Annotated in this window: 12 protein-coding genes; 6 read left to right on the forward strand and 6 right to left on the reverse strand. The window is 41.4% G+C overall.

Annotated elements, in window-relative coordinates:
• Positions 1 to 16: 16 nt before the first annotated feature.
• Positions 17 to 1,621: a glutamate--cysteine ligase gene (gene gshA, locus NWQ57_RS19365; protein ID WP_306023827.1), complete on the reverse strand. Its 1,605-nt coding sequence runs from the start codon at positions 1,619 to 1,621 to the stop codon at positions 17 to 19.
• A gap of 302 nt (positions 1,622 to 1,923) precedes the next feature.
• Here gshA and NWQ57_RS19370 point away from each other — a divergent pair, with 302 nt between their 5' ends.
• From NWQ57_RS19370 to NWQ57_RS19380, 3 genes are read left to right on the forward strand one after another with little or no spacing between them, the layout of a single operon-like run.
• On the forward strand, positions 1,924 to 2,481 hold the full coding sequence (locus NWQ57_RS19370; protein WP_306023828.1) for an Hpt domain-containing protein: 558 nt from the start codon (positions 1,924 to 1,926) through the stop codon (positions 2,479 to 2,481).
• Between the two features lie 6 nt (positions 2,482 to 2,487).
• Entirely contained in the window at positions 2,488 to 3,177 is a 690-nt protein-coding gene (locus tag NWQ57_RS19375) for a TIGR01621 family pseudouridine synthase (RefSeq protein WP_306023829.1), read from the forward strand.
• 9 nt (positions 3,178 to 3,186) lie between these two features.
• Positions 3,187 to 4,101, forward strand: a complete 915-nt coding sequence (locus tag NWQ57_RS19380) for a ketopantoate reductase family protein (protein ID WP_306023830.1) — start codon at positions 3,187 to 3,189, stop codon at positions 4,099 to 4,101.
• Positions 4,102 to 4,166: 65 nt separating this feature from the next.
• On the opposite strand, the gene lysS is transcribed toward NWQ57_RS19380, so the two are convergent.
• The 3 genes from lysS to NWQ57_RS19395 all read right to left on the reverse strand — a co-directional run bounded on the left by lysS (position 4,167) and on the right by NWQ57_RS19395 (position 7,559).
• Positions 4,167 to 5,708 carry a lysine--tRNA ligase gene (gene lysS, locus NWQ57_RS19385; protein ID WP_306023831.1) on the reverse strand — a complete coding sequence of 514 codons (1,542 nt, stop codon included), beginning with the start codon at positions 5,706 to 5,708 and terminating at the stop codon, positions 4,167 to 4,169.
• Between the two features lie 31 nt (positions 5,709 to 5,739).
• Positions 5,740 to 6,838 (reverse strand): peptide chain release factor 2 gene (prfB, locus tag NWQ57_RS19390; protein ID WP_306023832.1). Its coding sequence is split into 2 segments (ribosomal slippage): positions 5,740 to 6,762 and positions 6,764 to 6,838, totalling 1,098 coding nucleotides; the frame shifts between segments, so codons are not numbered across the junction.
• Positions 6,839 to 6,986: 148 nt separating this feature from the next.
• Positions 6,987 to 7,559 (reverse strand): NADPH-dependent FMN reductase, encoded by a 573-nt coding sequence (locus NWQ57_RS19395; RefSeq protein WP_306023833.1) that lies wholly within the window; start codon positions 7,557 to 7,559, stop codon positions 6,987 to 6,989.
• A 264-nt stretch (positions 7,560 to 7,823) separates the two neighbouring features.
• On the opposite strand from NWQ57_RS19395, the gene NWQ57_RS19400 reads away from it, so the two are divergent.
• Positions 7,824 to 8,072: a hypothetical protein gene (locus NWQ57_RS19400; protein WP_306023834.1), complete on the forward strand. Its 249-nt coding sequence runs from the start codon at positions 7,824 to 7,826 to the stop codon at positions 8,070 to 8,072.
• 214 nt (positions 8,073 to 8,286) lie between these two features.
• On the opposite strand, the gene argS is transcribed toward NWQ57_RS19400, so the two are convergent.
• Both argS and prfC read right to left on the reverse strand, forming a co-directional pair.
• The gene (argS, locus tag NWQ57_RS19405) at positions 8,287 to 10,023 is read right to left on the reverse strand and encodes an arginine--tRNA ligase (RefSeq protein ID WP_306023835.1); all 1,737 of its coding nucleotides are present in this window, start codon (positions 10,021 to 10,023) and stop codon (positions 8,287 to 8,289) included.
• A gap of 29 nt (positions 10,024 to 10,052) precedes the next feature.
• Complete coding sequence (prfC, locus tag NWQ57_RS19410; protein ID WP_306023836.1) at positions 10,053 to 11,630, reverse strand: peptide chain release factor 3; 1,578 nt, start codon at positions 11,628 to 11,630, stop codon at positions 10,053 to 10,055.
• A gap of 299 nt (positions 11,631 to 11,929) precedes the next feature.
• On the opposite strand from prfC, the gene NWQ57_RS19415 reads away from it, so the two are divergent.
• On the forward strand, positions 11,930 to 12,196 hold the full coding sequence (locus tag NWQ57_RS19415) for a helix-turn-helix domain-containing protein (RefSeq protein ID WP_306023837.1): 267 nt from the start codon (positions 11,930 to 11,932) through the stop codon (positions 12,194 to 12,196).
• Positions 12,196 to 12,906, forward strand: a complete 711-nt coding sequence (locus NWQ57_RS19420) for a hypothetical protein (protein WP_306023838.1) — start codon at positions 12,196 to 12,198, stop codon at positions 12,904 to 12,906. The genes NWQ57_RS19415 and NWQ57_RS19420 overlap by 1 nt, the downstream gene beginning before the upstream one ends.
• Positions 12,907 to 13,080 lie beyond the last annotated feature (174 nt).

Consider the following 13,080-nt stretch of genomic DNA (forward strand, 5'->3'; position numbering starts at 1 on the left):
CAGGCTTTTTTTTTGCCTAGCATTCAGCTAATACTTTCTGATCTGAAGAAAAATAATTAACTAAAAATTCATCAAAGGATTCCGTATCCGATGCTTCTATTTCCTGCTGCTTACTCAAAGACAAAGTAGCCTGTTCTCGAAGCTCAGTCTCAGAAAGGGTCTGATATTCTTTAGCGAGTAAGCTGGCTTTATAACTGTTTGCAAACTTAAGTCCTAACTCACTATTGTCTTGTGAGTTCGATAACAACATGTCGAGTATTTTAGCTGAAGGTGTCAATTCAGGATGAAGCACCTTTTCCCACTCTAAAGCGACTGCTTGAGTATAGTCCGTTGTGTTGTTTACATTATCTAATAAAATGGCAACCTCTTTCATTTCAGAAAACAGACTTTCCGCCCATTGAGGTATGCTTGTCGGCTCACCTTTGTTTAACAAACGCAACTGAGGGTCACGCCCCTCTTTGACAACCGCTTTTAAGTTCTTTTCAGTTTCTTGATATTGCTCAGTTTGCATAAAATCGCTTGGGCTAATGGCACAATAAACCAAAAAGACATCTAAAAAGAAAAATTGGTTACGCTCTATACCAATATCACTGAAAGGGTTGACATCTAACACCCTCACTTCAACATAATTCACCCCTCTTGCATCCAACGCGTCTGTGGGCTTTTCTAAACGTTTAGTGGGTTGTTTTGGTCTAATTGGTGAGTACAGTTCATTCTCTATTTGCAGCACATTTGCATTTAACTGCTGATACTGACCGTCTTTTTTAGAAGCAAATTTTTCATATGTCGCCGATGGTTTATTAATGGCGCAGCGAAGTGACTTTATGTAAGTCGATACGTCATTATAACAAACTGCCAAACCAGACTGGGCGCTATTGGTATACCCCAAGTCACTCATACGTAGCGATGTTGCATAAGGCAAATAATAGGTGCCCTTACCCAGAGTATTAAAAGGCAAGGTCGTTGCTTTATTTTTTATAAATGAACTACACAGCGCAGGAGAAGCGCCGTACAAATAAGGTAGTAACCAGCAAAACCGACGATAGTTTCTAATCAACGCAAAGTAGGCGGCAGAAATAGTGTCTTTGTTTGCAACTTCACCACTGCATTTTGGGATCCATTCTTGCCAAAATGAATCAGGCAATGAAAAGTTAAAATGCACTCCAGAAATAGCCTGCATCATACTGCCATAACGGTTCTTAAGCCCCTGACGATATAGCGTTTTCATCTTACCAATATTCGATGTGCCATATTGAGCAAGTGGTATTTCATCTTCACTGGTAATAAAACACGGCATGCTCATGGGCCATAACATCTCTTGGCCAATTTTGGACAGCGTATATTTGTGCACATCTTGTAACTGAGCAATAGTCAAATCTGCACTGGTTTCTGGTGGCGTAATAAATTCGAGTAAAGATTCTGAAAAGTCTGTGGTAATAAAGTCATGGGTTAATGCCGAACCCAATGATTTTGCATGCGGGGTTTGTGCTAAGCCACCATTTGGATTAACTCTAAGGGTTTCACGTTCAACTCCATGTTTTATATCAGGAAGCGTAGCTTTGATTGCATCCTGTTGCAGTAAGGCGAGTCGCTGGGCAAAAGTGGTTGAATGTGTTTGCAAAGTGCTATTCCAATTGTTTTAGCTCTGTAAGATCAATACAAAGCCGGAGCTGAATCATTAAAGTAAAAGCCATAAAAGGCGCAAGCGTATCGCTATCTTATCGCACAAATTCCTAAGACCAAAATTTGTTGTTTAACACTTACTGTAAGTATGTATGTTGCTGCTCGTTTACTATGATGCTCCTTTGCTCAATATCAAGTCATCTAGACCTTATTTATTGCACATACGGTGAAATTTGCTTGTAGAACTGAAATTTTTGTCTGTTAAACTAATCGAAAGTCATTATGAGAGAACTTGAGTTAATGGAAAATAAAGTCCCTTTAGTCGACCATACGTTTGCTCTGAAACAATTCAGTGGCAACAGCGCTTTACTATTAAAAATGTTAGGTAAGTTTGTTGAACAATACGAATCGATTGACGAGCTTTTGCGCGCACAATTGGCCGAACAAGACTTTACAAGTCTGAAGTTACAGGTGCACACAATCAAAGGTGTGAGCGGCAACTTAGGCATGACAGCTCTGCATTTAGCCAGCCGAGAATATGAAGGTCACATAGAAAGTTCGACTGACACACAGAACTTACAGCATTACCTTAGCGTACTTCAGCAAACCTTAAGTGAAGTTAAACGTTTGATCACTGAAGGTGGGTCAACAGCATCATCCTTTCCCTCTAACTCAGAAAATAAAAGCAAAGATCTGAAACAAAGCCTGCTTGATTCGCTAAATCGAAACGAATTTATCACCCAAAGTAAGCTAACTGCCTACTTAAGCGAGCTTCCCTTGAGTGAAGAGCAAGCATTAAAACTAAAAACCGCGATAGCAGACTTTGACTATCAAACTGCCATAAGAATTATTGGTTAAACTATTTTGCTCATCGATATTATATTTGATCATCAAGATTTTGTTGTTTTAAACAAACCTTGTGGCATCGCAGTTCAAGACGAAGAGCACCGCCAAGGAATCATTCCAATTGCCTGTGCTCAGCTTGGTTTAGAACGCTTATGGCTGGTGCATCGATTAGATAAAGTCACTTCAGGCCTACTCATTTTGGCTAAGTCAGAAAAGGCTGCAGCGGAATTTGGCCGTCAGTTTGAGGCTCATCTTATCCAAAAATTTTATCTTGCCCTTGCACCTAAAAGGCCTAAAAAGAAGCAAGGTACTGTCAGTGGCGGCATGAAAAAAGTGCGTGACGGCTTATGGATGCTTGACGAGAGTTTCAATCAACGTGCCACTACTCAGTTTTTTAGCTTTTCGCTTATGCCTAATATGCGCTTATTTGTGGTCAAACCCTTAAGTGGCAAAACTCATCAAATACGAGTAATGATGAAAAGTTTAGGTAGCCCAATTCTGGGCGATAGCCTGTATAAAGGCGAAGCATCAGATCGCACCTATTTGCATGCTTATGGTTTGAAATTTGAATATCAACAGCAAAATATTGAACTACTTTGCCCGCCTAAAGAAGGCGGTGTATTTATCTCAGTAAACACTCAATCCTTTATTTCCTCACTTGCCTTGCCGTGGACTCTTAACTGGCCAAAGGTTAAGCACAGCGCTTAAACCCACCTTATGACAGAGCTAAACCAACAAGACAAAAACTTGATCATTGTAGGTAATGGTGCGATCGGTAACGTATTAGCCACTCGCTGCCAACATCTAAACATAAACTATGGCGTTATCACTCGTAAGAGCCACAACATCGCGTTGCGGGTCAGTGATGCGCATTTGCAAGATTACACGTTTTCCTTACCGTTGGTGCCCGTTAAAGCGATTGAGCAATCTACGCTCATTATACTTCCCATTAAAGCCTATCAGGTGATGACTTTTATTGAACAAGCCCAACACTACTTTTCAGCAAACCACACGCTTGTTTTACTGCACAATGGTATGGGCACAATTGAGCGGGTTCAACAGCAACTACCACAGGTCAATATCGTTGCAGCCACCACCACCTACGGCGCATTTAAGCCCAGTGACGATTCACTGAGTATCAAAGGTATTGGTGACAGTCAGTTAGGTTGGGTAAAGCATCTACACGGTGATAAAAGCGCTGTTGAGTTACTGTTATCTTCCTTGCTACCACCCGCTACATGGCATAAGGATATTCGATTACCTCTGTGGCATAAACTCGCTGTTAATGCCGCCATCAACCCATTAACGGCAATCGATCAGGTAAAAAACGGCGACTTAATCAAGGCTGATTATCAGCGACAAATTAAACATATATGTGAGGAAATAAGCGCAGTGATGCAAGCGCTAAAGTATACCAACGAGTCTTGTATTTTATTTGATCGGGTCATGGAAGTCGTTGAGCAGACTGCTAACAACTACTCATCAATGAATCGTGATGTAATGGCTAAACGTAAAACTGAGATTGACTATATTAATGGCTATGTGGTCGATAGGGCCGCGCAATTTGGCATACCGTGTCCAGAAAACAATCGCTTAGTAAATGAGATAAAACGAATAGAACAGCAATACTAAGTTTAGAAAGTAACGCGTTCAACCACCCTACATTGTGAGGTGTAAGGTGGCTGATATACGTACTGTTACTCGCTGGCTTCTGGCTTCATATGCGGGAATAAAATCACATCTTTGATTGTCGGGCTGTCAGTAAATAACATCACAAGACGGTCAATACCAATCCCCTCACCTGCCGTTGGCGGTAGGCCATATTCTAAGGCACGAATATAATCTTCGTCGAAATGCATCGCTTCATCATCACCAGCGTCTTTTTCAGCCACTTGTTTACGGAAACGCTCTGCCTGATCTTCAGAATCATTTAACTCAGAAAATCCGTTGGCTAATTCACGCCCGCCTACAAAAAACTCGAAACGGTCGGTCACAAAACCATTGTCATCATTACGTCTAGCCAAGGGAGACACTTCCCATGGATAAGCAGTAATAAAGGTAGGTTGATCAAGTTTTTCTTCTGCGGTTGCTTCAAATATTTCACACAAATATTTACCCGCTCCCCAAATACCATCAACTACTGGCTCTTTAATATGCAGCTGTTTTGCCATGGCTTTAAGTTCAGCAAGATGGTTTTCAGGATCGTTGATCGCCGCAACATTTGCTTGGGGCCAATATTTCAAAATGGCTTCATTCATAGTTAAACGAGCAAATGGCTGACCAAAGTCGTAGTTAATCTCTTTTACAACCTTACCTTCTTTGTCTTTAACCGTATTTTTCACAATGCTACTGCCAAGTACATTGTTGGCTAAGGTACGTAACATTTCTTCAGTTAGGTCCATCAGATCATGATAGTCAGCATACGATTGATAAAACTCAAGCATCGTAAATTCAGGATTATGACGGGTCGACAGGCCTTCATTTCTAAAGTTGCGGTTGATCTCAAATACTCGTTCAAACCCGCCCACTACTAAGCGTTTTAAATACAATTCAGGGGCAACTCGAAGATACATATCGATATCGAGTGCATTGTGATGAGTGACAAAAGGTTTCGCTGTTGCGCCGCCAGGGATCACCTGCAGCATGGGCGTTTCAACTTCCATAAAATTGCGCTCAGTCAAAAATTGACGAATTCCACTGACAATCTTACTGCGGATCAGAAACGTGTCACGGGTATGTTGATTAGTAATTAAATCCACATAACGTTGGCGGTATTTGGTTTCTTGGTCAGCCAAACCATGGAATTTTTCAGGTAAAGGACGCAGTGATTTAGTCAGTAATTGATACTCACTCATATTAACGTATAAATCGCCCTTGCCAGACTTATGTAATTCACCTTTAACGCCAACAATATCGCCTATATCTAAACTGCCGTAACGGGTCTTAATATCAGCCTGAGTCTCTTTCGATGCATAGGCTTGAATGCGGCCTAACATGTCTTGCAACAATAAAAAGGGGCCACGTTTGGCTAAAATTCTACCTGCAATACTGACCACTTTTCCTAATGATTCAAGTTGCGCTTTATCGTGTTCACCAAACTCGGCTTGCAAATCAGCACTGTAAAATTCCCGTCTGAAATCATTGGGAAATCCTTTTGATTTGCACGTTTCGCGAAGATGAGCCAATTTAGCTCGGCGTTCTGCGATCAGTTTATTTTCGTCTTGTTGGTGTTCAGTCATCGACTTTCCTAAGATGTAATTAGCTAATTGTTTACAAACCAGACTTTAAACTGGCCTGAATAAATTTATCAAGATCACCGTCTAAAACGGCTTGTGTATTGCGGGTTTCTACGCCAGTACGTAAATCTTTAATACGTGAATCGTCTAATACGTATGAGCGAATTTGGCTACCCCAACCGATGTCGGACTTGCTGTCTTCCATCGCTTGTTTTTCAACATTTTGTTTGTGCATTTCATGTTCGTACAACTTGGCTTTTAACTGCTTAAAGGCCTGATCTTTGTTTTTGTGTTGCGAACGATCACTTTGACATTGCACCACAATATTGGTGGGTAAATGGGTAATACGTACCGCAGAATCGGTTCGGTTAACGTGCTGACCACCCGCTCCTGAGGCGCGATAAGTATCAATGCGAAGATCTGCTGGATTTATCTCTATTTCAATATCATCATCGATTTCAGGATAAACAAATACAGAAGCAAATGAGGTATGTCGTCTGTTACCAGAATCAAAAGGCGACTTGCGGACAAGACGGTGAACACCCGTTTCAGTACGTAACCAGCCAAAGGCATATTCACCACTAAATTTAATCGTTGCGCCTTTGATACCAGCAACATCGCCATCAGACACTTCCATTAACTCAGGCTTAAAGCCATGGGCCTCGCCCCAGCGTAAATACATACGCAAGATCATATTGGCCCAATCTTGCGCCTCGGTACCACCCGAGCCAGACTGAATATCTAAGTAGGCATCGTTAATATCGTTTGGCCCGGAGAACATACGTCTGAACTCCAGTTTTTCTAACTGAACAACAAGATCATCAAGTTCTTTTACCGCATCATCGAAGGTTTCTTGGTCTTCGGCTTCTTGGGCTAACTCAACTAAACCTTCAACGTCGTCAGAACCTTGCGTTAAATTGTCAATGGTTTCAACCACTAACTCTAGGGCAACTTTTTCTTTACCAAGATTTTGTGCTCGCTCAGGGTTGTTCCAAACGTCGGCGCTTTCTAATTCTCTGTTAACTTCTTCTAAACGCTCTTTTTTGAGGTCATAGTCAAAGATACCCCCGAAGTGACTCAGCACGAAGCCTAACATCACTTAAGGTATTTATTATTGGATTGATTTCAAACATAAAATTGATAGATGAGTTACATAGTTGATTATGGTTTAAGGGCGCGAATATTAGCGGATTTTACGGCTTTTTGACAGAGGCAAAACGAATTAAGATATAACAGGCGCCTGTGTTGTCGATGATCAAAACACAGGAGCAAAAATTGCGCTCAGCGCTGAAGTTTAGCTAAGGTTTCCGCCAATTCCTTACCAATGCGTTTCAGCCCGACTTGTGTTTGCTCGTCATCAATCTTATTTTCTTCATCTAGCAATGCCGTTATTTTAGCCACCGCCTTTTGATTGGGCAGTACCATAACCCCTATATTTTCTAATAACATACGCAGTGGTACCAAGCCTCTCAAACCACCCAAAGCTCCCGGGCTTGCAGCCATAATACCGGCCACCTTTCCTTTGAAGCCTTCCATCGGTTTTTCACCGTCAGCCCGGCGTGATGCCCAGTCAATGGTATTTTTTAACAAGGCGCTGTAAGCACTATTGTGCTCTGGAGAGGCAATCAACAAACCATCATGTTCGTTTAAAAGTTGCTTAAATTTTAGCGCGTTAGCGGGTATACCCAACTTTTTTTCAAGATCTTCGTCCATCAAAGGCATTGCAAAATCAGCGAGATCAATAAGCGTAACTTTAGCACCCGCTTCTGTTGCACCTTGAGCTGCGACTTTTAAGATGATTTTATTAAATGAATCTTTACGTGCACTGCCTGCAAAGGCCAATATTCTAATCATGGCTCATCTCCTTTTATTTGTAGCAGTATTTCTACTGTGAACTACGTTTAAATCTACACTAGATTTTACTCATCCATCTTCTTAATTAGGACGCAAAGATGATTACAAAGTTAACTATAGGTAAAAAGTTAGCCTCAGTCTTTGTTTAATGGTGTGAGTGTTCGTTATTGCCAGCACTACTGCTATAACAAATTTATACACGTCTAGTGATGATTTTACTCAATATAAAATTTTGGTTCGAGGGAATAAGTCAGATGTTTTGCCGTGGTAGCCGACACAGTTAGGACATTAGCCAAACGCAAAGAACAAACAACCACCTCAATTCAAAGGCTAATAGAGCGATTGCAAAATGGCACTACACTAGTTGTAAATTCAATGAAGAAAGCCAGCGTCATTGCCAGTGACTCTTTGGCGCCATCTATTGATGCGTCAGTTGAGCTGAAGCAAATCAATCCGTTTGTTGGGGAAATGAGCGAACTCACCGGGCAAATTGCCGCAGCCGCTGAGGAATAAAGCCAAGTAACGGAGGATATCAATTGCAATGTTACTAATATGAACCATCAAACCTCCAGCGCCGCCGATGAAGCGGCGCCTACTTGTTCGCTGTAAAAACGTTTCAGTGAACTTACAAACCAAAATCAAACAGTTCACTATTGCCTAAATGACTGTTTGATCTGGCTTTAGCAACTAAACGGTAGTAGAGCGCGTCGGATAAGCGAATGCGCTTTTACATTTTATCCATGGTTTCTATGCCTAATAAATCTAAGCCTAACTGCAAGGTATTCGCGGTAAGTTTAGCCAATAATAGACGGCTGCCTTTTACCTCATCATTGATGCCTTCTTTTAAAATAGGGCATGCTTCGTAAAAACTCATAAACAAACTAGCGAGTTCATACAGATAGGTGCATAACACATGAGGTGTCGCTTCCTGACTGACCTGATTTAACGCTTCAGAACACTGCAATAATTTGATACCCAATGCTTTTTCCTGTGGTTCAAGCAAAGTGATCGTTGCAGGATTAGAATGCAAAAAAGCTTCTGCTTTACGGAATATACTCTGCACACGAGTATAAGCGTATTGCAAATAAGGCGCAGTATTGCCTTCAAAGCTAAGCATGGAATCCCAATTAAAAATATAATCTGTCGTACGGTTTTTACTGAGATCCGCATATTTAACCGCACCAATACCAATTTTTTGCGCGATGTCTTTAATCTCTTCCGCACTTAATGCTGAATCACGTTTGTTGAGCAGTGCTTCTGCTCGCTCAATCGCTTCATCAAGCAATTCAGCTAACTTAACGGTACCGCCTGTACGTGTTTTAAACGGTTTGCCATCGTTGCCTAACATCATGCCAAAGGGGCAATGTTCATAACTTTGTTCAGGCAAGATAAAGCCTGCTTTACGTGCGACAATTTCAGTTTGTTTAAAGTGCAGTGCTTGCCTTGCATCAGTAAAAATTAATGTTCTGTCTGCGCCAAGTACTTTGTTTCGATAGCGGATCGCCGCTAAATCGGTGGTTGCATACAAATAGCCACCGCCTGATTTTTGAATAATATAAACCGCTGGCGTACCTTCTTTGTCTGCAAGTTCATGTAAAAATACGACTTGAGCACCTTGGTCTTCTACAGCGATACCAGAGGCTTTCAATTCCGCGACAACCGAGGCCAAATCATCGTTATAGGCGCTTTCGCCCATTACATCTTGTCGGGTTAAGCTTACATTGAGTTTTTGATATACATCTTCGCTGTGAGCAATCGATACGTCGATAAAATTTTGCCAAAGTTGTAAACATTGAGCATCACCACTTTGTAATTTAACAACATAATCGCGGGCTCTATCGGCAAAACCATCTTCGTTGTCAAAGCGTACTTTAGCTTGACGGTAAAAATCTTCTAAATCTGAAAGAGCGGTTTCAGCGACTAGGTTGGCAGCCAACTTATCGTTTAGGTGCGCCAATAACATACCAAACTGCGTGCCCCAATCACCCATATGATTTTGACGTATTACGGTACTTCCCATAAATTCTAGGGTCTTAGTTACGGCATCACCAATGATTGTGCTACGCAGGTGACCCACATGCATTTCTTTGGCTAAATTAGGGGCTGAATAGTCAACTACCACGGTTTGTGAGGTGTTTGGTTCGATATCAAGACGCTGACTTTCACTGGCCGTATTTAGCAGAGAGGCCAACCATTGATCGTTTAAATAAATATTAATAAAGCCAGGGCCAGCAATTTCTAGCTTGTCAACTTCGCCTGATAAGTCCAGTGCATCAATAATTTTTTGCGCCACCTCTCTGGGGGGCAACTTCATACGTTTTGCTAAGGCCATTGCCCCGTTAAATTGATATTGACCAAATTCAGCACGGGTGCTGCGGCTTAAAGGTAAAGGACTATCAGCAGGTGCGCCTATTTTTGCCACTGCTTGTTTAAATTTTTCCAATAAAAAACGCTGTAAATTCATGCTTTGCTATTCACTATAATTGAATGAGATTAATGCTCTCTGGTGGTGTGGAACTCAACATCTGGATAGCGTTCTTTGGCAAGGGATAAATTCACCATAGTGGGCGCTATATAAGCCAAGTTGTCTCCACCATCCAAGGCTAAATTTGCCTCAGCTTTATTGCGAAACTCTTCTAGTTTGCGCTCGTCTTTGCAGGTCACCCACACTGCTGTTGATACATTGACATGTTCATACATAGCATCAACGTTGTATTCACCCTTTAACCTTGCAACTACAACATCAAACTGCAACACACCCACCGCACCAACGATAAGGTCGTTATTTTGTAGAGGGCGAAATACCTGAACAGCCCCCTCTTCTGATAATTGAATAAGGCCTTTTAATAGTTGCTTTTGTTTTAGAGGATCGCGCAAACGAATGCGCTTAAATAACTCGGGAGCAAAATTAGGTATCCCCGCAAAGCGAAATTTTTCGCCCTCGGTAAACGTATCACCAATTTGAATCGACCCATGATTATGCAAACCAATAATATCGCCTGCATACGCTTCTTCTAACAGTTCTCTATCACCGGCTAAAAATGTCAAAGCATCGGATATTCTAACGTCTTTACCAATACGACTTTGAAACATCTTCATACCTTTTTGGTACTTGCCCGACACTATCCGGCAAAAGGCAATCCGGTCGCGGTGTTTGGGATCCATGTTGGCTTGAATTTTAAAGACAAAACCTGAAAATTTTTCCTCACTGGCAACCACATCACGCTCACTGGTTTTGCGCCCTTGAGGCAAAGGTGCCCATTCGGCTAAACCATCAAGCATATGGTCAACACCAAAGTTCCCCATTGCGGTACCAAAGAACACTGGGGTTAATTCACCGGCAATAAATTCTTCGTGATTAAATTCATGGGACGCACCTTGTACCAGTTCTAACATATCACGCAGCTCTTGGGCGTAATTTCCAATCGCTTTATCCAGTTCTGGGTTATCAATGCCTTTTATCGCCCGCACTTCTTGAATGGTGTGACCTTGACCGCTTTTGTATAAAAAAGTCTCGTCACGCAATATGTGGTAAACCCCCTTAAATTCTTTGCCCATACCGATGGGCCATGTGATGGGGGCGCACTTTATTTTAAGAACATCTTCCACTTCATCGAGTAAATCGATGGCATCACGGGTATCGCGATCCATCTTGTTCATAAAGGTAATAATTGGTGTATCCCGTAAACGAGTGACCTCCATCAATTTAATGGTACGTGCTTCTACCCCTTTCGCGGCATCAATCACCATCAAACAAGAGTCAACCGCGGTCAGGGTGCGGTAAGTGTCTTCTGAGAAGTCTTCGTGCCCCGGGGTATCAAGTAAATTGATTAGATTATCTTTGTAGGGAAATTGCATAACAGAAGTGGTGATCGAAATCCCCCGCTCTTTTTCCATATCCATCCAGTCAGATTTGGCATGTTGCCCTGACTTTTTGCCTTTTACCGTACCCGCTTTTTGTAGCGCGTTTCCGTACAAAAGTACTTTTTCAGTGATAGTGGTTTTACCTGCATCCGGGTGCGAAATGATCGCAAAGGTGCGGCGTTTATTAACTTCCTGCAAATATGACATTGGGCTACAAACTCAAAAATAACGGTTCAAATCTAATTGGGCGCGGATTATACACGATTTTAGGTACTTAGCCTCCCCCGAGGTTAAAGCAATATTAACTAATGACTGATTAATTGAAAATTTTTGCTGTTGAAAATAATTTATCGATTAAAAATCATACTGCAGTGCTACAGAGGCCACATATTATGCGACTTTCTACAGTTTTTTGTTTACTCATATCCAGGTTTAATTTATATTTCAAAGAGGTAATATTTTTACCTTTACTATGCTTTCGATTATCACAGTATGGAATCATCACTATGTCACGTAAAAAGAAATTCAGTGGCGCTCAGTTAAAAGCCTTACGTAAAGAAGCTGGGTATACCCAAGGCGAGCTTGCTTTACGGATTGGTATCAGCCGAGAAACCGTTTCAGCCATAGAAAACGAAAAGCCAGAAACGATGAATAATATCGGTGTTGAGGTCATCAGTAAGTGGTGGTCTATTTGTAGGCAAAAAGCCTCACAGCAAACCAGAGAGTCGTTCTTTTCAACAGTGATGGATTACTTCGGCTTCAACCTCAGCTAATGTTAGCCCGTGTTTATTTACCTCAGTTATTAACGGCCCTGTTTGGCGGAATTTTTGTCGCTTGTGGCATGTTAAGCTTTGGTAATGCTTATATTTTTGACCGATTGTTCATCGGAATTATTATTTTCACCGCTGCTGTGTGTTACCGCAATATCAATATCGTCAGCGTACTGGCCATAATTTTACTCCAGCGGTGTATCGAAGAATTCGCATGGTTTAGCTTAAGCAACGCCTTTGTAATAAAAGAATTCCTATATTGCTTGGCTCTAGCACTTGCCATTTATCTGCGTTTTGACCCCTTTGCTAAATTTGTTGGCCTTACCTTAGTGTTAGTAATTGGTGCTGAGTTTTATTGGTATATGGCTGACTATATTGCCCCAGAAATTTATTGGCATGTAGCACTAATGATGATCAATTTATTTAGTCGATATCTGGTCTTTTCAAGATTGGACATCGTTGATAGATTATTCCCAGGCAGAGGACGGTCAACCAATTTAGACTGGATAATTTACCGTTTAATGGGTACCACCATTATCATACAGTGCGCCGTACTTATCGAATATTTAGTGAGGCACCTATTGGGGTATTCTAATGTGCTAATCATTTACTATTCATACCCTTATTTAATGCACGCAATAGGCATGTTTGCGATTTGGGCCACATTTAATGAAAGCTATAAACAACTTCTTCCTCGTTTATTGAAAGCTTAACACTCTACAACTGAGCATAAAATGTACATAATGGTTTGGGCGAAAAAATTCGCCCAAAATCAACCATTAAAGAGGACATTTTATGAAACATTTATTCACCAGCGTACTTATCTCTGCAGCCCTATCATTAAACACTAGCGTGATCTCACCGTTCACTCATTCAGACGCAGAGTT

It is taken from the genome of Paraglaciecola sp., assembly GCF_030730205.1.
Lineage (GTDB): Bacteria > Pseudomonadota > Gammaproteobacteria > Enterobacterales > Alteromonadaceae > Paraglaciecola.